Annotated in this window: 11 protein-coding genes; 6 read left to right on the top strand and 5 right to left on the bottom strand. The window is 42.1% G+C overall.

The features are described 5' to 3' along the window. Positions 1–3 precede the first annotated feature (3 nt). Positions 4–1,554 carry an FG-GAP-like repeat-containing protein gene (locus tag SNE25_RS17110; protein ID WP_321560210.1) on the top strand — a complete coding sequence of 517 codons (1,551 nt, stop codon included), beginning with the start codon at positions 4–6 and terminating at the stop codon, positions 1,552–1,554. A 241-nt stretch (positions 1,555–1,795) separates the two neighbouring features. Next, positions 1,796–3,094 (top strand): IS110 family RNA-guided transposase, encoded by a 1,299-nt coding sequence (locus SNE25_RS17105; protein ID WP_321560209.1) that lies wholly within the window; start codon positions 1,796–1,798, stop codon positions 3,092–3,094. A gap of 99 nt (positions 3,095–3,193) precedes the next feature. Here SNE25_RS17105 and SNE25_RS17100 read toward each other — a convergent pair whose 3' ends face one another. The 5 genes from SNE25_RS17100 to SNE25_RS17080 form a co-directional block, all read right to left on the bottom strand. Then, positions 3,194–5,470, bottom strand: coding sequence for a GH92 family glycosyl hydrolase (locus SNE25_RS17100; protein ID WP_321560208.1), 2,277 nt, complete (start codon positions 5,468–5,470; stop codon positions 3,194–3,196). Positions 5,471–5,544: 74 nt separating this feature from the next. Further along, a complete protein-coding gene (locus SNE25_RS17095; protein WP_321560207.1) occupies positions 5,545–7,668 on the bottom strand; it encodes an alpha-L-fucosidase in 2,124 nt (707 codons plus the stop codon). 9 nt (positions 7,669–7,677) lie between these two features. Continuing rightward, the gene (locus SNE25_RS17090; protein ID WP_321560206.1) at positions 7,678–9,981 is read right to left on the bottom strand and encodes a family 20 glycosylhydrolase; all 2,304 of its coding nucleotides are present in this window, start codon (positions 9,979–9,981) and stop codon (positions 7,678–7,680) included. Positions 9,982–9,993: 12 nt separating this feature from the next. Then, a complete protein-coding gene (locus SNE25_RS17085; protein ID WP_321560205.1) occupies positions 9,994–12,672 on the bottom strand; it encodes a glycoside hydrolase family 2 protein in 2,679 nt (892 codons plus the stop codon). Positions 12,673–12,772: 100 nt separating this feature from the next. Next, entirely contained in the window at positions 12,773–14,203 is a 1,431-nt protein-coding gene (locus SNE25_RS17080; protein ID WP_321560204.1) for an alpha-L-fucosidase, read from the bottom strand. A gap of 179 nt (positions 14,204–14,382) precedes the next feature. On the opposite strand from SNE25_RS17080, the gene SNE25_RS17075 reads away from it, so the two are divergent. From SNE25_RS17075 to SNE25_RS17060, 4 genes are all read left to right on the top strand, one after another. Next, positions 14,383–15,027, top strand: a complete 645-nt coding sequence (locus SNE25_RS17075; protein WP_321560203.1) for an RNA polymerase sigma-70 factor — start codon at positions 14,383–14,385, stop codon at positions 15,025–15,027. A gap of 51 nt (positions 15,028–15,078) precedes the next feature. Beyond that, positions 15,079–16,167 (top strand): FecR family protein, encoded by a 1,089-nt coding sequence (locus SNE25_RS17070; RefSeq protein ID WP_321560202.1) that lies wholly within the window; start codon positions 15,079–15,081, stop codon positions 16,165–16,167. Between the two features lie 206 nt (positions 16,168–16,373). Beyond that, positions 16,374–19,694, top strand: a complete 3,321-nt coding sequence (locus SNE25_RS17065) for a SusC/RagA family TonB-linked outer membrane protein (RefSeq protein WP_321560201.1) — start codon at positions 16,374–16,376, stop codon at positions 19,692–19,694. Further along, on the top strand, positions 19,660–21,885 hold the full coding sequence (locus tag SNE25_RS17060; RefSeq protein ID WP_321560200.1) for a glycoside hydrolase family 3 N-terminal domain-containing protein: 2,226 nt from the start codon (positions 19,660–19,662) through the stop codon (positions 21,883–21,885). The genes SNE25_RS17065 and SNE25_RS17060 overlap by 35 nt, the downstream gene beginning before the upstream one ends. Positions 21,886–21,892: the final 7 nt, after the last annotated feature.

Genomic DNA, 21,892 nt, shown 5'->3' with positions numbered 1-21,892 from the left:
CTTATGAATTTAAGGACCTTAGTTTTATCGGGGCTTTTTGTTTTAACCGCGGTTATTTGCTTAAACTCGTTCACCACACGGCAAACCCCGCGCCTGGCCGATGATGGAAAGGCGCTTTTTGTAAGGTACTGCACCACCTGCCACATGGAGCCTGATCCCGCCGGGCTTACAAAAGAAATATGGCAAAACCATGTACTGCCCATCATGGCCAGCCGAATGGGTATCATTTATCCCAATTATGATCCGTTACGAGGACTCTCAGATGAAGAAAGAGCTATTGTTAAGAAACATAATATTATTCCTGATGAACCCATTTTAACTAATGAAGAATATGGTAAAATTGTCAATTACATTCTGAGCAATGCACCGGATACTGTCAGTTTTGATCAACAACGTTTAACGCGCGACAATCCTTTGAAACAGTTTATACGGCAGGATATTCAAATAGACAACCAGGCACCTTCCCTGATAACCGGTTTGGAGTATAATACAGCTACTAAAACCCTTTGGATAGGCAATTTCTACAAAAAGGTTTATCAATGGCAATTTGATAAGGGCATTACCAAAGTTATCAGCACTAACAGCCCGGTAGTTGATTTTAACTTTTATAAAAGCGATACTTACTTCACAGAAATAGGAAAACTATACCCCACAGAACTAAGCACTGGTTCTTATTCGTTATTGAAGGATAGCATCAGTTCACCATTAATTACTGAATTACATCGCCCGGTACACACCGAGATAGAAGATTTGGATAATGATGGTGTACCGGAAGTGGTGGTTTGTAATTTCGGCAATAAAACAGGCTCGCTGTCGCTATTTAAAAAGACCAGGGCCGGCAAGTACAATGAACAAGTATTAATGCCTCTTGCGGGTGCTATTAAGTGTTATATAAAGGATATGGATGGTGATGGCAGGAAAGATATTGTGGCCATGTTTTCGCAGGGAGATGAAAGCGTATGGATCTTTTATCAGAAAGATAAACTAAAATTTAAAGCTAAACGGGTTTTACGCTTTCCGCCTGATTACGGCACAACCGACATGGTTCTGGTTGATTATAATAATGACGGCCTTACAGATATTGTAACCGTACATGGTGATAATGCTGATTACTCCAACATCCTGAAAGCTTTTCATGGCATCCGTCTCCATATTAACCAGGGCAATGATGTTTTTAAGGATAAATTCTTTTACCCTATGTACGGAGTAACCCGGGTATTGGCAGAAGATTTTGACAAAGATGGCGATATTGACTTTGCCGCCACGGCGTTTTTCCCTGCGTTTGATAAACTGGTTGATGAATCATTCGTCTATCTGGAAAATACAGACAAGGATAAGTTTAATTTTAAACCCTATACCTTAAAGAGCGAGGTACCTGTTAAAACATTAACATTAGAAGCCGCCGATGTTGATGGCGATGGAGATCTGGACATTATAACCGGCAACTTTGCTCAAAGCCCCGGCCCCGCACCTGCGGATCTGGACCAAAAATGGAAATCGGCAAAGTATGGTTTGAGTTTTTTTTTTAATCAGCTTTATCAGAGTAAAAAGTAAAATAAAAAATGTCATTCTGAGTGATTAAATCCTTGGCCTCTGAAGGAGAAATGACATAGCTTTGCTGAGCCGTGCAGTGTGTCCGATCAAGTTATAGTGCTTATTGCCTGTTGCTGAGTATGGTTCTGAAGTATAGAGTCTGAAGGTATGGTACGATCCTTACAAGAGTGATTTGTCCGATGGGTAGCCTGTCTTTTCTTTAAACTCCTTCAGGCACGGCTTCTTAAAAAAGGATATAAGGATGAAAAAGATGCATTTTCATGCAGCGGGCATAGATATAGGCGCCCGTAAGCTATTCGTGGGGCTTGAAGGTCAGCCGGTTCGTTCGTTTGAAACTTTCACCAGTGATCTGGTATCACTTAAGCATTATTTATTGGAGCATAAAGTAAGTACGGTAGCCATGGAAGCGACAGGAGTTTACTGGTATGTGCTTTATGATATTCTTTTGGATGCGGGATTAGATGTGTGGCTTGTTGACGGTCGGCAGACACGGCAGTTACCAGGCAGAAAAACAGATGTAAAGGATTGCCAGTGGATACAGCAGTTGCATAGCTATGGTTTACTGAACCGCTGTTATGTTTCAGAGGGGCATATCAAAGAATTGCGTAGTTATCAGCGTCTTCGGGAGGATCACCTTCGGAGTGCGGCCATGCATGTTCAACACATGCAGAAGGCACTGATAGAAATGAATATCCGTTTGCCGGAGGTATTAAGCCAGGTCCATGGAGTAAGCGGCATGGCGTTGATCGATGCGATACTGCAGGGTGAGCGTGATCCTGCTAAGTTGTTTTCACTGTGCCATAAAAAGATCAGGGAGAATAAAGGAGAAGAACTATTGAAGGCCTTGCAGGGCCATTATACAGCCCAGGGGCTTTTTGCCTTGGGTCAGGCCTATAAGGGCTATGGTTTTTATCAGGGTCAGATACAGGAATGCGACAGTCAGATTGATCGTGTTTTACAGCGGATCAACAGGGACAAGAGCCTACCGCCGGGAATAAGCGGCGGGAAACGCAAAGCGATCCGTCACAACAAACCTAATATCGATAATCTGGGGGATCACTTGTTGAAAATATTTGATGGTAAAGACGCGACCAAACTCCCGGGTATTACAGATTACAACTGGTTACAGTTATACACAGAGGTAGGTTCGGATCTTAGCCGATGGCCAAGTGAAAAACATTTCACCAGTTGGCTTGGTTTATCGCCGGGGCATGACCGTTCTGGAAAGAAAAACAAAAGTAAAAGCAAGGGTAAGCCGACCGTTGGGCAAATATTCAAACAGATGGCCCATGGATTATTGAACAGCAAGTATATCGGCTGGGGTTCATTTGCAAGAAGATTAAGGGGTAGAAAAGGCCCCGCGATAGCTATTAAAGCTACAGCCAGAAAACTGGCTGCTCAATACTGGCGTTTAATCGTAAAAGGCGCCGACTTTGTAGAGAAGGGCCTTCACTCGTATGAGAACATTCTTAAAGAACAGAAACAAAGGCGATTAGAAAGACTCGCCCTTGAATTAAATATGGAACTTGTGCCTGCTTAAATTATTATGTCATGGGTAGCGCAGCGAAGAATCTACTCACGAATTTGCATATCGCCTAATAGATCCTTCGCTGCGCTCAGGATGACAGGTTTAAAACCCTTACTTCAATTCTGATACAGCTTTATTGGCATCACCAACTCCCCAAACAGTTCCGGGTTTATCGCCCATTGTTATCACCAATTCGCCGCCATTGATAATATCCGTGTGCGCGAAATATGTTTTATTATAAGTTTTGCCATTCAGCTGCATGGCGTTGATGTATTTGTTTTGCGGCCCGTTATTCTTCACTACAACATGGAATGTTTTGTTGCCTTGCAGTTTCAGGGTTGCCTCGTTAATAACCGGGCTGCCAAAAACGTACAAGCCATTTGCCGGGTTAACTGAGTAAAAACCAAGCGCCGACAACACATACCAGGCCGACATCTGGCCTACGTCTTCGTTACCAATGATACCATCGGTTTTGTCGGTATAAAAATCATTTAAAATGTATCTTACCTTTTCAGCAGTTTTCCATGGCTGGCCAGAATAAGCATAAAAATAAGTCATAGGATGGCTTGGTTCGTTACCATGTGCATACTGTCCTATTAAACCCGATATATCGTTCGATTTAAATTTACCCATATCGCCCTGGGCTATAAACAACGAATCGAGTTTGGTGTTAAATTTTTCCTGTCCACCTAAAAGGCTGATCAGTCCTTCCACATCCTGCGGAACAAGGAAAGTATATTGCCAGCCGTTTCCTTCGGTAAAATCGCCGTGCTCATGTATGGAAATAAAAGGGCTGTAAGGCGTGCGCCATGCAGTTTCGGACAAACGGCCCCGCATAAAGCCGGCTTTAGGGTCATAATAGTTTTTATAGTACTGACCGCGCTTGCTGAAATAAGCATAATCATCCTGCTTACCCAGCTTTTTTGCTACCTGCGCAATACACCAATCGTCAATAGCGTATTCCATACCCATAGAAACAGACTCAGCGGTGCTATCGGCCGGAATATAGCCTAATTTCTTTACGAACTTAATGCCACGTGCATCCTGCATAGCTGTGGTTTTCATGGCTTCATAGGCAAGGTTAGCATCAAACCCTTTATAGCCTTTTAATAAAGCATCGGCTACCACAGGTACGGCACTATAGCCAACCATACAATTGGTTTCATTAGCCATTAAATGCCAAACCGGAAGGCTTCCCTGCTGTTGATAAATTGCCAGCATGGAGTTGATCATATCATTCGTATGCTCAGGATGAACGATAGTTGACAGTGGATTATTTGCCCTGTAAGTATCCCATAAAGAAAAAGTGGTTACATTATTGAATCCTTGATTTTTATGAACCTTTTTATCAGTTCCCCAATATTCGCCGTTAACGTCATTAAATACTGACGGTGCTATCATAGTATGATAAAAAGCCGTATAAAACTTTTTCATCTGCGACAGTGAATCGGCTTTAATGGTGATTTTTTGAAGCTGCGTATTCCAGGCTTTGTCAGCATCGGCAACTACTTTATCAAAATCCCAGCCCGGTATTTCAGTTTTAATGTTCAGCATGGCATTTTCTGCACTTACCGGCGATATACCCACTTTGGCGTAAACCACTTCGCCTTTAGTGGTGCTGAAACTAATCACACCTTTTACTTTACGCCCTTTTAATTCAGTGCCGGTAGCGCTTGCGGTGCTGTCATACACAGCAAATGTTTTGATGGGTTTAGAGAAAACAGCGGTAAAATAAATACGCTGGTCAACTGCCCAACCTTTTGAAAAGCGGTAACCACAAATGGTGTTCTTACCAACCTGTTTAATGTAGGTTTCCATCGGCCTGTCCCAGCCAATGCCTTCCTGCAGGTCAATCACAATATGCGCATCATTCGATGCCGGGAAAGTATATTTGTGCATTCCTACCCTTGTGCTGGCAGTAAGCTCCACACCAATATCGTAACGTTTTAGCTTTACTTTATAATAGCCCGGTTTCACTACTTCATCTTTGTGGCTGAACAGTGAGGTATAACCACTTTGCAGGTCTTTTATAGTGCCCTTTGTAACTTTTACCGCACCAGTTGTGGGCATAAATGAAATATCGCCCAAATCGCCAATACCGGTACCGCTTAAGTGAGTATGCTGAAAACCTATAATAGTTGAATCAGATATATGATAACCTGAACACCAGTCCCAGCCCTGAGATATATTGGTTGGGCCTAATTGTACCGCGCCGAAAGGCACGCTGGCCCCAACAAAAACGTGCCCATGAAAACCTGTACCGATATATGGGTCAACATATTGGGTTAAGCCGGCAACTTTCTTTAAAGGGCTTGACCGATGCGACTGGCTAAAGGAGTTTAAACTAAATAGTGCCAGCAATCCGGCTAAACAAATTTGTTTTTTCATTTGTGATTTTATAGAAAATAGTACTGAGGTTTATAATTTCTTTTCAAACATACACCTGTACTCTTAATAGTTTATTAATAAACGCTTAATTCGGCCACAGTAATACCGTTGCCTGCAATTACATGTACCGCCTCAAACCTAAAATACCTTGCATTAACCACCTGGGGCAATGTTACCATTTGTTCAATAGGGTTCGATTTTATATTTGAAAACTCGCCCGAAGCAGCTTTCGTCCAATCTTTACCATCATTGCTTATATAATAATTATAACGGTCAACTGTTCCTTCGGCTTGCTTATCCTGCCTTGGCAAATACGAAAATGCTTTTATTTCCTGCACTTTACCCATATCTACGGTTATTTGCTGGGGAAAGGCGATGGTATCCTGATTATGTTTAAGTGTACTGAAAAAGCTTTTTGAAATCTCATCAATTGCATTCTCTGCCCTTTTTCCATCACCATCTGTACCCGAAGCATCGATAATTGTCCAGTCTTTAGGGCTTATGCCAAACTGATGCGTGGTAATTTCACTTGAAAGACTTGCATTTTCAAACGCGCGCGCTTTTACTGTTTTCCCATTGCCAATCAATATGGGTTTATCATAAACCGGTGATTTTATAGTAGGCTCGCTGCCACCTAAGGTATAATGTATAGCATTTACAGGAGCCTCTGTACCTATAACCACTTCACCATTTTTATTACGGGTAATAATTGGCGCCGATAAGTGTACAGGCTCTTTATAGATACCAAAATCACTTAACGCAATTGCCACCGGCGAACCGGTAATACGGAGCCTTAGTTTACTTGCGGTAACGTTTTGAGTTAAGCGGATAAGCCTGTTACCTCCAATACTGGTTGCCGTTGCTATTTGCTGCCATTTATTATTTATAAAAGCATCAACAGCTACAGAATCGATACGTTGCCCTAACTTAATATTTTCGCGCAGCCTTATTACGTTAAACACTTTCGGCGTGTGCATATCTAATACCAGTTGCGGGTTGGTTACTTTATCGTCAGTAGCCCAATAGCTGTAACGGTCATTGTCAAGCAAAAACTGTGGCCCATATTTGGCTTTATTACTTCCGCGAACATTGCTGGCCGTAACGGTTGCGCCTTTTGCCATATTAACAGCAAATATTTGCTTTAACAGGTTGCCAAATTCTGTTAATGATTTTACATCTATCTCATTAAGTATACCACGTGGATCGGGTGATAAACCGAGGTCAAGGGCTGCTCCACGGCCTACACTTTTATAATATAGGTCAAGCAAAGTATAGGGCGATTTAACGCCACTATTTTGTGCTTCGTGGTAAAACCATCCAGGCCTCAATGACACATCGCATTCGGCAGGCATCCAATATTTACCGCCGCGGGTGCCTTCTGTACCCTCGTAATCTTTTACATACCCGTTAGCCGGCTCTTTGCCTTCATCCGGCGCATGTGGGGTATAAGTAGCCCAACTGGTTTCGCCGGCATGACCTTCTTCGTTACCTACCCAGCGCACATCGGGGCCAACATCGCCAAATATAACCGCATTGGGCTGCAGCTTGCGTGTAATTCCCCAGGTAGTTGGCCAGCCATAATAGGTAGAGCGGTCAATTTTACGCACTTCACGCTTGCCCCCATAATAGCCGTCGCCACCGTTGGCGCCATCGTGCCATGACATAAATAACGGCCCGTAGTTAGTATAAAGTTCTTTTAACTGCTCACGGTATGTGTTTACATATTCAGGGGTGCCATAGTTTGCATTATTCCTGTCCCAGGGTGAGCAATAAACGCCCAGCTTCATTCCTAATTTATCGCAGGCTTCGCGGTATTCCCGCAGCATATCACCTTTGCCATTTTTATACGGGCTATGGGAAATGTTATGATCAGTAGTTTTAGTTGGCCAAAGGCAAAAGCCATCGTGATGCTTTGCCACCACTACTACCCCTTTAAAGCCACCGGCTTTGGCTGCGGCAACTATCTGCATGGCGCTAAACTGTGATGGATTTAGTAATTTGGGGTCTTCACTCCCATCGCCCCATTCTTTATTGGTATAGGTATCAAGGCCGTAATGTATAAGACAATACATACCCATTTCCTGCCAGTTAAGCTGTCCCTGGGTTGGTAAAGGGCCATAAGGTTTGGGGGGAGCCTGACTAAAAACCCGAAGACCAACAATAATAAACAGTAATACTAAACTGATATTTTTTTTCATGGCAGATTATTAATTTTTAAACCATTCACCCGGTACTTCCTTCGGTTCTGACCCATTTAAGCTATATTTTAGCAGAAGCTTAAAACCTCCGCCGCCTTCAATAAAATCAAGCGCGAAAGGGTGCAGCCCCATTTTCAGGGCAACCTGTCCGCTTCTTTCCTGTGCCGAATGGTTGCCATCATTATCCACGGTAACGGTTGGACCTATTTTTAATACGCCCCCATCATCACAAGTTAAATAAAAGCTGTAAATACCATCCGAAGGTACGTCTATATATCCTTTATATGCAATACCAAATGACGGAGCTTTAACCGTTGCGGGTACTGATATGGCATTGGTTGTAAAAGTGCTGTCGACCTTAGCATCCTGCATAAGGCTGGTATGTTTAAATGCCGCTTTATAATAGCTGCAAACCAATCCTGGTTTAGGTGGCGCTACTTTTACTGTACCAAGCATTTGCTGTTGGGTATAGTTAAGGTTATAAACATCACCACGGGTACCATTTGGCGTAAAGGCGGCAACCTTTATCAATTCTGATTTTTTTATACTTAATGGCGATGATAGCTCTGGTGATTTTACATCAGGCAATGTACCATCAGTTGTATAACGTATGGTTAGACTTGGTAATGGTTTGCTAATGCTCAATCTGCCTTCATCAGTAAATACATATTGGTTTAGCAAACCGGGCAGATCGGGCAGACGATAGTTGATATTCATGGCATCCATCCGGCTGTATTGCTTAACAAGGCGCTGCAAATAAGAGTTGTATTTATCAGGCTGGTTTGTCCAAAGCATTTCGGCCAGCGCTGTTAAGCGGGGCATGTACATGTAATCGGCACGCTTTTCAGAAGGGATCATTTCAGTCCAGATGTTAGCCTGGGCGCCTATGATAGATTTTGCTTCTTCGGCATTTAAAACCTTAGGGATAGGATTAAAATGATATACCCTGTCAATAGAATACTGATCTGGCTGATTATCAAAATACAACGGTTCGCCCGGAGTCATGATTACAGTGTTGCCATTTTTAACCGCCTTTACCGGAGCGTCAGGTACCCAGGTACGCCAGTACATAATAATAGCCGTTGGACTGATGCCGCCCTCGATAATTTCATCCCAACCAATCAGCTTGCGCCCTTTGGAGTTGAAAAATTTCTCCATGCGGTTTATAAAATAACTCTGTAAAGCAGGCAGGTCTTTAATGCCTTCACGCGCCATTAAAGCCTTGCAGGCTTCGGATTCTCCCCAGGTGGTACGGTCAACCTCATCACCGCCAATATGGATGTATTTTGACGGAAATATATCCATGATCTCGCTGAACACATTTTGTGCAAACTCGTATGTGCTCTCATTGCCCGGGCAAATTGGCTTGGTAAATAGTTTACCCCATGAGTTTTCACCATTGCAGGTTAAAAACGGATATGAATTAATGGCAGCCATCATGTGACCCGGCATATCAATTTCAGGAATAATATCGATATGCCTTGCTGCTGCATAAGCTACTACGCCCTTCATTTCCTGCTGGGTGTAAAAACCGCCGTACATGGTTTTACCGTTACGCTGAACAATATGTTCTTTATCGATAACAAAATCAGGATTATCCTTAGCACGTTTCATACAAGCCGAATCCTGGTTATTAAAAGTACGCCAAGCGCCCTCTTCGGTAAGTTTAGGATATTTTTTGATTTCGATACGCCAGCCCTGATCATCGGTAAGATGTAAATGAAGTTTATTCATTTTATATAAGGCCATCCTGTCGATAAACTTTTTCAGATAGGATATCGAAAAAAAGTGCCGCGAAACATCCAGGTGCATCCCCCTCCATGCATAGGCGGGTTGATCCTCGATGGTTACCGCAGGTAAGGTCAATGACTTGCTGACAATACCTTTCTCGACAGATACCGGTAATAATTGCCTGATCGTTTCAACAGCGTGAAATACCCCGGCAGGGTCTTTAGCTGTAATAATAACCTGCGACTTGCTTATATTTAGTTTATACGCTTCAGGGGCTGTTAGTGCTGCATCATATACCAGTTTAATGGCACGTGGTTTATTACCTTTTACAATCAACAAACGTTTGCCCAAAGCTTTTAGCATTAATGTATTAAGTTCACCAGCTTCATTAGTAAATTCTTTTGCAGTTATAATATTTGTTTTGCCGGTGATAACAAATGAACCTTCGCCGGCCGTTAACTGGCTTGGATAAGGTATTAACGGAAATTTAGCGGCATCCTGTGCCCGGGCACTTAAGGCCAGTGTAAAAACGGACAGGAATACCAGTTTAAAAGCGGTATTTTTTTTAGCAAATGCTATCATTATGGGTTATTTTTATTTATTGATCTGTATAAGTTTCTCGTTCACATTCCAGCCGGCTAAATCAACCGAAAGATTTAATTTATCGGCGCCTTTATAATCAATGATCACCTTTTTCTCTTCGCCAGGTAAAACCGACACATAGTTATCGCTGTAAAACGCAGGCAATACCCGTTGTTTGGTATCGGTATTTACCAATGATAATCTATTGAAGAATGCCAAAGGACCATTGCCTTTATTATTCAATGTCACCTCAACCTTATCACTGCCAAGATATTTGGCCGAAGCATCCAGATTTATTTTAGACATTTTTTCCAGGCCGGAATAGTTACCATTTGCATCAGGCATCCAGTAAATATTTTCGCTGATGGTCTTTTTATCTTTATCCAATAACTGCAGGCATAAAAACGCTCCCTTATCCTTAGCTAAATTATCAACCGCTTTTTTGAGGGATAAATAACGTTTAACCGTGGTTGGTGTAACATCCGAAAAAACCTGGGTAAGCATTTTTTCTTTGCCATCCATATCATAAGCTTTAGCTACCAGCATCATATTGGTATGGCTTTTAAAGGTATTATTGGCAACCATAACCATACCGTCAGTTGGGTCATACATAATATGCAGAGGTTCGCTGCCATTATGCAAGCCGTACAGACAGGCATTAGGATCAAGATAATAATCATACATCTGGCCGCGTAAGGCCGTCCACGGGTTTTGTGTTTTCCAGATAATGGTACCGGTATACCAATCCCACATATGCGAACTGAAACCCTCCATCAAGCCGCGGTACTGGTCATAATTTACCAGCTGGGCTTTGGTGGCAAAATCTTCTACATCTTTGGGTTTACCGTATTTATCTATAAATTCATCATAGCCAATATATTTATGATACTCCCAAACAGAATCGGCTTTGGTTTTATGTGTAGCTTCATCATACTCTGGTAAAACCATATTTTTAGCCGGCATAAATCTTTTCAGAGATTCATAATCACCAACACCCACCGAACCTACTTCTGAATTGAAAGGATAAGTTTTATGCGCCCAAAAGGTTGATAATGGCTGTATGCCATAAGGCCCGTCGCCATTGCCGCCCTCCACATTGCGCGACATTTCCTCGGAATTAGAATACGGAATAAACCAGCGGGTATTGTCCAGTTTGGGCATTATGTTATCGCGCAGGGCCGTTAAAATGTCTTCGGGGGGCGTAATTTCATTACCTCCACACCATATAGCCAATGAAGGATAGTTACGCACCAGTTTAACCTGATCTTCAATTGATTTTAAATACAGATCATGATCATCAGGGTATTTACGGCGGGTCCATTGATCCTCAAGCTTCATGGGGTCTGTCCAGCGGCCGTTACAATCACCCGATCCCCACATATCCTGGAATACCAGCATACCATACTTGTCACAAGCCTCATAAAACTCCGGGCGTTCTATCAGCGCACCGCCCCAAACCCTGATCAGGTTCAGGTTCATATCACGATGAAAGCGGACTTCGGCATCATAACGTGCGTCTGAGAAACGCAGCATTTCGTCAGACACTATCCAGTTGCCGCCTTTAATAAATATCTTCTGCCCGTTAATATTGATCTGCCGGCTTTCTGTACGGGTGTTCCACTCTGTGGTGATTTGCCTCACACCTATTTTAATATCTTCCTTATCAGACACCTTAGTTCCTGCTACAAACTGAAGCTGCATAGGATACAAATGCTGCACACCATAACCACTTGGCCACCATAATTTTGGATTTTTTAATGTATAGTCGTTCAATTGAACAGCTTGAACCGAATTGGCTTTTAAGGTAACCTTTTTTGATACCGTATTGCCATCCAGCGTATATTTCAGTTCACCTGTTACAGGCTGCGCGGTTGCATTTTCCAGCTCGGCAGATACTTGTATAATGGCAGATTGCTGAGGACCTTCGGCTTGCCTTACCCCCGGTACCAGCGTAACCACATGTGGATCTTTGATACGTACAGCACCTGTACGTTCAATAACTACCTTATCCCAGATACCGGTATTGCGGTCTTTAATGGGCTGTATCCAGTCCCAGCCGGCAGTATATTGTATGCCCACATTTTTCGCAATGGTTCCGTCGCCGCCCTGGCCGCCATTTGGATTGCCTACCACATCGGGCGGATAAACAATAACAGCTAACCTGTTATTACCATTTTTTGCTAACCATTTGGTAATATTATAAGATTGACGTAAAAACATGCCTTTATGGGGCTTATCATTAAGCTTATGCCCATTTAAAAACACGTCGAAGCTGTAATTTACTCCCCTGAAGTTCAAGTAAACCTGGTTGCCGACCTGTGGCTGGGCTTCTTTAAAATCCTTTACAAACCAATAAGTATAATAATCGCGACCGGTTCTGTATATGTCTGGAATCTGCTCGTTATTCATTCCGTAAAACGGGTCGGGTACTTTTTTATCAGCTATCAGGCTGGTTAATACCGTACCGGGAACAACCGCCGGCATCCAGGCAGCTGTATTGTAAGCCGATTGCGAAATCTCAGTTCCTTTATCCTTTACATTGCCTACAGGAGTGCACTTCCATCCCGTATTTAATTCGTATTTACTTTGCGCCTTTGTCGTAATACCTTGAAAAACAAGGCACGAAAACAATAATGATGTTATTGAAAATTTAAAAAATGAAGTTTTGCCCGCGGGGTAAGTTTTTGCCATTATCTGGTAGGGTGTTAATTTCAAAATTAAGCACTGCAACAAGTGCAATGCTATGGTTATTTAACTATTTGATGAGTTTTTTTGTCAGACACTTTATTGATTAATATTCCATTTTAAAGCAGGCAGCCGCATTTAAACCGCTATTGTTTTGCAAACCCTGCGGAACGCTGATCACTACCTCGTCATTTTGCTGTTTCCATTTCAAACGCTGATTGCTACCCAGTAAGGTTACCTTTTTTGGTTTACTCACTTTAACCGATACGGTTGTCGGAAGCACTACCTTATCCTGATCCGAAAGCATAAAGGCATAAATTGCTTTGTCATTTTTTGCTTTGGTATAAAAAATATTTCCGGTTGAGTAAGGCGCAACTGATTTAGAACCATAAATACCTTCACCATTAATTTTCATCCAGGCGCTTATGCCTTGCAAACGTTCATAAGCAACCGGATCCCAGTCGCCATCAGGTCCCGGACCAATGTTCATGAGCAGGTTACCTCCGCGCGATACTATCTTCACCAGCAATTGCACAATTTTTTGAACAGATTTATAATGATCTCCAGGAACATAACTCCATGAGTTTCCCATGGTGATACAGCTTTCCCAGGGATGGTCAAGTGGCACTTCGGGTACTTCTTGCTCCGGTGTGGTGTAATTTTCATATTGGCCGGATACGGTACGGTCAACCACAATAAGTCCTGGTTGTTTTTGCCTGCCCATTGCCGCTATTTTAGGCATATCAATATCCTGATCAAACCTTATACCGCGCTGCCAGTCAACAGAGGTATCAACGCTGCTTTTGGGGCGAACCCAGCCGCCATCAAGCCATAAGATATCAACCTTGCCATAATCAGTCATCAACTCACCAATCTGATTATAAGTAAAATCTTTAAATTTTTGCCAGCGTTCCGGATATTTCTTCGGGTCATAGTTTACGTTACGATCTTTAGGCGGAAAGTATGGCCACCAGTAATTTTCTGTATGCCAGTCGGGTTTTGAAAAATAAGCACCAATCATGAAATTATCTTTACGAAAAGCATTGAATATCTCTTTGGTTACGTTACTCCGTGGATTTGATGAAAAAGGTGTTTTGGTACTGGTGATCTTATAATCTGTTTCCTTTGTATCAAACATGCAAAAACCATCGTGATGTTTGGTGGTAAATATTACATACTTCATGCCAGCATCTTTTGCGGCTTTAACCCATTTCTCGGGATTAAATTTTACCGGGTTAAAGGTAGTTTGCAGGTTTTCATAAGCGGCTTTATATCCATTGTATGTAGCGCTGTAAGGTCCTCGCCGCTGTGTCCAACCTTCATCTTCGGGGCAAATGCTCCAGCTTTCCACCACGCCCCATTGGCTGTAGGTTCCCCAATGCATAAAGAGCCCGAACTTAAGGTCCTGCCATTGCATTAATTTTTGTTCAACCAGCGGATCGCCGGGTGGCACATATTGCTTGGAAACATTGTGCTTTTGCGCCATTAAAACGGCACTGCAAAAGCTTAAAAAGATCATTGTAAACAACTTTTTCATGAACTAACTGATTTATACTATATTGACAATATTTGATAGTGTATTGCCTACACTTTTTAAAATTTTTTAATAAATATCCAAACTTAGCTTATAAAATTTCATTTTTAATATTTAATGTGTTATTATTGTTACATTGAAATTAAGATTTAAATTCTATTGATTAATTAAAAATCTTGGTGTTGAAAGATAGGAAAGTTGATACATTAAATTTGTGGAAACTCATTTGCAATAATGACGACGAGAAAGCCTTTGAACTTTTCTTTCATCTGTTAAACAATTCGCTGATTAAGTTTTGTATTCTTTACGTTAATCACCGGGAAATTGCGGAAGAAATTGTTTCAGATGTTTTTGTTAAATGCTGGTTAAACCGCAAAACCTTAACCGAGATACAAAATCCCGAAACCTATCTTTTTGTGGCTGTAAAAAACCAGTCGTTAAACCATATTAAAAAATATTCCAGTATCCACCTGGTACAAATTGAAGATACCAATTCTGTTGAATTTGTAAATACCTTTAACCCACAAAAGGAAATTGAAAACAAGGAATTGATTTTCAGGATGGATAAAGCCATCACCTCGCTTCCGCAGCAATGCCGTATTGTATTCAGGCTGATTAAGGAAGATGGCATGAAATACAAGGAAGTTGCTGAAATTTTAAATATCTCTCCCCGTACCGTTCAAACACAGCTTTTCAGGGCCATTAAAAAATTAAGTATAGTTTTAAGTAACTATAACAAGGCAAATGACCAAATACCTAAAGGTAATATTTTCAATACTTTAAGCGCACTTTTTATTATTTTACAACTATTTTTTATAAACTTGTAAGTACTTTATCCAAAAAAGTTGTCCTACCTATAAAAGCATGAAAATATTAAAATGGGCGATGACAGATTTATAGAACTGGTTGGTAAAAAATTAACCGACGAGATCAGCCCTGAGGAAAGCGAAGAATTTCAACATTATCTCCATAATGATGAGATAAATCGCCGTGATTTTGAATTCCTGAATATTTACTGGAACAGTAATGATACCGAATTTGCAGATAACGCGTTTGCTTTTCAAAAAATAAAAACCAAGATTAAAAATTTAGGGGCTGAGGCAGCGCCGGCACCTATAATAGCACCTGCTTCAAAAAGCATTGTTTCGTATTTATGGCGTGCCGCTGCGGCCATTATTCTGCTGACTGGCTGCTCTTATTTCTTCTATTCAAAATTCAGTAAATCAACAAACCGGGTGTTAGTTGCGGCCAAAAGTTCCTGGCAAAATAAAAATACTGTAAAGCGCGAAAAATCAACTATTGTACTTACCGACGGAACACATGTTACTTTAAACTCGCAAAGCTCGTTAACGTACCCGGCATCATTTAATGGTAAAACAAGAGAGGTTTACTTAAGCGGCGAAGCTTTTTTTGATGTACATAAGGATCATGAACACCCCTTTATTATCCACACGGAAAAAATGAACATTAAAGTGTTGGGTACCGCCTTTAACGTAAAATCATATCCAAATGATCCGCAAAGTGAAACTACCCTCATCAGGGGCGCCATTGAAGTTACCCTTGACGACAGGCCATCTGACCGGATCATATTAAAACCGAGTGAAAAGCTTATTGTAAAGAACGGACTTTTCCAAACCGTACGTAAAAACACAACAAAACTTATCCCGGCCGAATCTAACCAATACGTATTAACCACATTTACCCGCCTGCAGCAGGACGACAGTATTGTTGTTGAAACTTCATGGACACAAAACAAGTTTATTTTCCGCGATGAGAACTTTGCAGCTTTGGCCAGCCGCATGGAAAGATGGTATGGAGTGGATATAAAATTCAGAAAAGATGCTTTAAAACAATACCGTTTTAGCGGCATGTTTGAAAAGGAAACCATAAATCAGGCACTTGATGCGTTGCGTATGACCGAGAATTTTAGTTATAAAATTAAAAACTCAACCATTTATATCTACTAAAGCTGCCTATGCTATAAACTTTACAAACCCCGTGTACAATGCCCTCGAATTAAATCCTCAAAATGTGGCATCTATAACATTATTTTTAATATCTTTCCGTTTATAAGGAGTGTGTTCCCCTACTGCTTACTTATTAAAATTTATGTAAATTTAAAACACGGCTACTGTGTGTAAATATACATATTGACTATAAGTCCTTATTGATAATGAAATTAACGTGTACTTTAATATTGTTCTTCAATTTACTTATTATCCCAACACTATATGCCCAAACACGTGTAACTATCAATTTGCAATCAGCCGATTTTCGGAAAGTACTATCGGCTATTGAGCGTCAAAGCAGCTACCATTTTGTTTATAGCGAACGGAAAGTACCTGCCCTACAAAAGGTAAATGTTGATGTTACTGATGAAGATGTTTTAAAAGTACTTGATAAAATCCTGGCTGGCTCCGGCTTCACCTACACCGAACTGGCAAATCATCTGGTGGTCATAGCCCCGGTTAACGAAATAGTGAGCGTTATTAAGGTAAGCGGTCACGTAACCGGCGAAAAGGGCGAGCCGCTACCCGGCGCAACAGTGATGGTAAAAGGATCAACTGCCGGAACGCCCACAGAGAACGGTGGCTTTTTCTCGTTGGAAACACCCGCAAACTCTACATTGGTAGTCAGCTACATAGGTTATCAAACTCAGGAAGTAAAAGTATCAGGCACAACGCCTTGCATAATACAATTAGTGCCTAACAATCTGTTAAACGAGGTAGTCATAACCGCATTAGGCGTAAAAAAAGAAGACAGAAAACTTGGCTACTCGGTAAGTACCATTAGCGGCGACCAGCTTGATAAGGTAAAAGAGACAAATATTGCCTACTCGCTTGAAGGCAGGGTTGCAGGTTTAAGCATCAACGGTGTAAATGGCGGTCCGGGCTCGTCAGCGCGTATACTATTAAGGGGGGTAACCAGTTTCGGTGCTGCAGCTCCCTTGTTTATCATTAATGGTGTACCTATTGATAATACTCAGAGAGGGGCCGCAAATGAATGGGGCGGCGCCGATTTTGGCGATGGCATAAGCAATATTAACCCAGACGATGTAGAAAGTTTAACTGTGCTTAAAGGCCAGTCGGCATCGGCACTGTATGGTGCCAGGGCAGCAAATGGTGTTATTTTGATTACAACAAAAAGCGGCAAAAAAAACTCGGGATTTGGGGTTGAGTTTAATACAAATTTTCAGGTAGACGAAGCGGTTAATACCTTTGATTATCAAACCGTTTATGGCCAGGGTGAAAATGGTCAAAGGCCTGTGAACATAAATAGCGCGATATCAACCGGCAACCTGGGCTGGGGCGAAAAACTCGATGGAAAACCCACCATCCAGTTCGACGGTAAATACTATCCTTATTCTGCGGTTAAAGATAATATAAACAAATTTTATCGTACCGGCTCATCCAATACCAATACAGTAGCGTTTACCAGCGGCAGCGAAACCGGGAGCTTTAGGCTTTCGCTGTCAAACCTGAGCAATAACGCTATCGTTCGCAACAGCGGCCTGTCCCGTAAAACAGTAAACCTCACTGCTAATCAAAATATAACACCCCAATTAGATTTAAACGTTATAGCCAATTATATTTCAGAATCATCAGATCTGAAACCCAATTTAAGTGATGGCCCCATGAATCCCAATAACATTCAATACCTGGCGGCCAATGAAAACCAGGCGGCATTAAGTCCGGGTGTTGACGCAAACGGCTCTGAACTACGCTGGGGTAACGATCCGTTTGTTACCAATCCCTATTTCGCAGTAAATGAGTTTGTAAATAATATAGGCCGCAAACGTCTTATATCGGCAGTAATTGCCAAATATAATTTTACCAATTGGTTGTATGCACAGGCCAGACTGGGAAATGATGTTTTGTATGACGACCGGTTAACCGTAACGCCTACCGGTACGGCCTACTCTCCAAGTGGCGCCGGATCGCTGGATGAAGCATCAAAAACACATCGGTCTGAACTGAATACAGATGTGCTGATTGGTGTAAAACATGATATAATTAAGGATGTGCTTAATTTTGATATTTCGGGTGGGGCCAACATCCGCAAAACCACTTATGAATATACCCGGCTTTTTGGCGGGCCTTTTATAGTCCCCCGCTTTTACGACATCAGTAACGTATCTGTTCAAAACAGCACTTATGATTTTAAAAGAGTAGAAACACATTCGGCTTATTACTCTGCTGATTTTTCCATAAAAAAATACATAACCATAAGCAATACAGGTAGGTACGATGCTTACTCCACCCTACCAGATGGACAAAGGGGTATATTTACACCATCAATATCGGCCAGTGTTGTATTTTCCGATTTGATACGTATACCGGCGCTTGACTATGGGAAACTTAGGCTTTCATACGCTCAAACCAGCGGCGAACCAACCGATGTTTATATTACATCGCAATATTATATTATCAAAAGTATTGTAAATGGTGTTCCCGCCGCCGGATTTTCTGACAGCTTACCTAATTCATTTCTAAAGCCATACACGCTTACTGAAACCGAAATAGGTATCGATCTGAAATTTATTGGTGGCCGTTTGGGTATCGATGCAGCCTATTTTTACCGGAAAACCCGGAACGAAATTATCAAAGGAGATCTCGACCTGTCCTCGGGATACGCCAGGCGCTTTATAGGTACAGGTTCAACACAAAACAGCGGTATAGAGATTGAACTGAGTGGCACACCTGTCAAAACCTCAAACTTTGCCTGGATGCCTTCTTTTAATTTCACCTATGTGCAAAATAAGATATTGCAAACCGACGGTACGGCTACTTCATCAAATATCAGTTTCGGAACGTATCGTCCGCTTAATGCCGCTACCGCTTTGGTTAAAGGCCTTCCCGGACCACAGATCATGGCAAACGATTACCTGCGTAACAGCAACGGACAAATCATATTTGATGCAAACGGGTTACCTATAGCAGGCCCAAGGGTGCCTATGGGTAGCGCCGTACCCAAAATTTATGGCGGTTTTAATAATAATTTCACATACAAAAACCTTAGCCTATCGTTCCTTATTGATTACAGGTACGGGAACAAAATACTATCGGCTACCAATTATAACAGTATTTACCGCGGGCTTAACAAACTAACGCTTGCCGGCCGCGAAGGTGGTGTAATTGGCGATGGTGTAACATTAAATGGTACAAAAAATACAATAGCCGTACCGGCAGAGAGTTATTACCAATCACTGGCGCAAAATATATCTGCATTAAATGTTTTAGATGGTAGTTTTATTAAGTTAAGACAAGTTACCTTTGGCTATACTTTTTCAAAAGGTTTTTTAAGCGGTTCGCCTTTTGACGGTATAACCGTATCTTTAGTGGGTCGTAATTTGTGGACGATAATGAAACATTCAGACAATATTGACCCCGAATCGGGATTTTCGCCTGATATCAAATATGCCGGCATTGAAGGTGCAAGCTTACCCCCAACACATACTTATGGAATTAATATTAATTTTAAAATCAAAAAGTAACAACAAACAAATGGCGTTAACCATGAAAAACATTACCAGGCTGTCTTTAGCTATTGTTGCCCTGGTATTTATTACATCAGCTTCAAAAGCACAGCAAACCCCTTTTTACAAAGACCCCTCGCAATCGATTGAAATGCGGGTAAAGGACCTTGTATCAAAGCTTACACTTGAAGAAAAAATATCCCTTTTAGGTTACCAGAGTAAAGCCGTACCGCGTTTAGGTATCCCTGCATACAATTGGTGGAATGAGGCCCTGCATGGTGTGGCCCGTGCCGGTGAAGCTACTATATTTCCGCAGGCTATTGGTATGGCCGCTACATTTAATGACGACCTTTTGAAACAGGTATCAACTGCCATATCAACTGAGGCCCGGGCCAAATATAACCTGGCCATTGCGCAAGACAGGCACCTGCAATATATGGGCCTTACCTTCTGGACACCCAACATCAATATTTTCCGCGATCCGCGCTGGGGACGCGGGCAGGAAACTTACGGAGAGGATCCGTTTTTAACAGGGCGGATGGGCTCGGCATTTGTTAAGGGTTTGCAGGGTAATGACCCTCGTTACTTAAAAGCATCAGCAACTGCTAAACACTTCGCGGTGCACAGCGGCCCCGAAGCCGAACGCGATCATTTTGATGCCAAAGTTGACGAAAAAGACCTGCGCGAAACTTACCTGTACGCGTTTCATGAATTGGTAGGCGCCGGTGTTGAATCGGTAATGAGCGCGTATAACCGGGTTAACGGTGTCCCAAACTCAATCAATAAAATGCTGCTGACCGATATTCTGAGGAAAGAATGGGGCTTTAAGGGTCATGTGGTTACTGATTGCGGCGCGCTTGATGATGTTTTTCTGCGTCATAAAACATTACCTACCGCTGTAGAAACCGCGGCGGCGGCCTTAAAAGCCGGTGTGAACCTTGATTGTTCAACGATATTACAAAAAGACGGTATGAAAGCTATTCAGCAAAAGCTGCTTACCGAAAAAGACATTGATTTTGCACTGAGCGCTATTTTACGCACCGAATTTAAACTGGGCTTTTATGACGATCCCAAACTGAATCCCTACCGTAGCTATGGTGCCGACAGTATCCACAATACGCAGCACCTTGCCCTGGCCCGCAAAGTGGCCCAGCAAAGTATGGTATTGCTTAAAAACGACAAGAACATTTTACCCCTGAAAAAAGACAGCATTTCAAGCATCATGGTTTTGGGCCCTAACGCGGCTTCACTTGATGCTATGGTTGCCAACTACCACGGCACCAGCAGTAAAGTAATTAATTTTGTTGAGGGCATTACCGGGGCGGTTAGCAAATCGACCAGGGTGGAGTATGATCTGGGATGCGACTACCGGGACACCACACACTTTGGCGGTACATGGGCAGCCGGCAACGCTGAGGTAACCATAGCCGTGATTGGTTTGTCTCCTGTGTTGGAAGGTGAGGCAGGTGATGCGTTTTTATCTGAAAGTGGCGGCGATAAGAAAAACTTAAGCTTACCGGCCAGCGAGATTGCCTTTATGAAAGCCCTGCGTAAAAGCGTTAAAAACAAACCCGTTATAGCCGTAATAACTGCCGGCAGCGATGTAGATGTATCGGCCATTGAACCTTATGCCGATGCTATCATCTTTGCCTGGTACCCAGGTGAGCAGGGTGGCAACGCTTTGGCCGACATTGTGTTTGGCGATGTTTCTCCATCGGGCCATTTACCGCTTACTTTTTATAAAGACATGAGTAACCTGCCCGATTACCAGGATTATAATATGAAAGGCCGCACCTACCGTTATTATAACGGCCCGGTTCAGTATCCTTTTGGATTTGGCTTAAGCTATACCTCTTTTGCCTATACACTGGATAGTAAACCCAAAAACGCTTATAAAAAAACCGACACTTTGTCTGTAACAGTAAATGTTAAAAATACCGGCAAAATAAATGGCGACGAAGTGGTACAAGCCTATGTGGAATACCCGAAACTTGACCGTATGCCAGTTAAAGAGTTGAAGAGCTTTAAACACGTAAGCGTGGCAACAGGCAAAGATGAAACTGTTACCCTTAAAATCCCTGTGCAGGACCTGCAAAAATGGGACATGACAACTCATAAATGGAAAGTTTATCCCGGTAAATACAAGCTGGTACTTGGCAGTAATTCTGCTGATGAAAAAGCGAGCATTGATTTTGCCATAGCTAAATAATCAACAT

The sequence above is a fragment of the Mucilaginibacter sabulilitoris genome, from assembly GCF_034262375.1.
Classification (GTDB): Bacteria; Bacteroidota; Bacteroidia; order Sphingobacteriales; family Sphingobacteriaceae; genus Mucilaginibacter; species Mucilaginibacter sabulilitoris.
This window is presented reverse-complemented; position numbering and strand designations above follow the sequence as displayed.

Coding starts and splice junctions, on each gene's coding strand:
- SNE25_RS17095 (WP_321560207.1), bottom strand. CDS start 7,668: ATGAAAAAAAATATCAGTTTAGTATTACTGTTTATTATTGTTGGTCTT.
- SNE25_RS17105 (WP_321560209.1), top strand. CDS start 1,796: ATGAAAAAGATGCATTTTCATGCAGCGGGCATAGATATAGGCGCCCGT.
- SNE25_RS17110 (WP_321560210.1), top strand. CDS start 4: ATGAATTTAAGGACCTTAGTTTTATCGGGGCTTTTTGTTTTAACCGCG.
- SNE25_RS17065 (WP_321560201.1), top strand. CDS start 16,374: ATGAAATTAACGTGTACTTTAATATTGTTCTTCAATTTACTTATTATC.
- SNE25_RS17100 (WP_321560208.1), bottom strand. CDS start 5,470: ATGAAAAAACAAATTTGTTTAGCCGGATTGCTGGCACTATTTAGTTTA.
- SNE25_RS17070 (WP_321560202.1), top strand. CDS start 15,079: ATGGGCGATGACAGATTTATAGAACTGGTTGGTAAAAAATTAACCGAC.
- SNE25_RS17085 (WP_321560205.1), bottom strand. CDS start 12,672: ATGGCAAAAACTTACCCCGCGGGCAAAACTTCATTTTTTAAATTTTCA.
- SNE25_RS17090 (WP_321560206.1), bottom strand. CDS start 9,981: ATGATAGCATTTGCTAAAAAAAATACCGCTTTTAAACTGGTATTCCTG.
- SNE25_RS17080 (WP_321560204.1), bottom strand. CDS start 14,203: ATGAAAAAGTTGTTTACAATGATCTTTTTAAGCTTTTGCAGTGCCGTT.
- SNE25_RS17060 (WP_321560200.1), top strand. CDS start 19,660: ATGGAATTAATATTAATTTTAAAATCAAAAAGTAACAACAAACAAATG.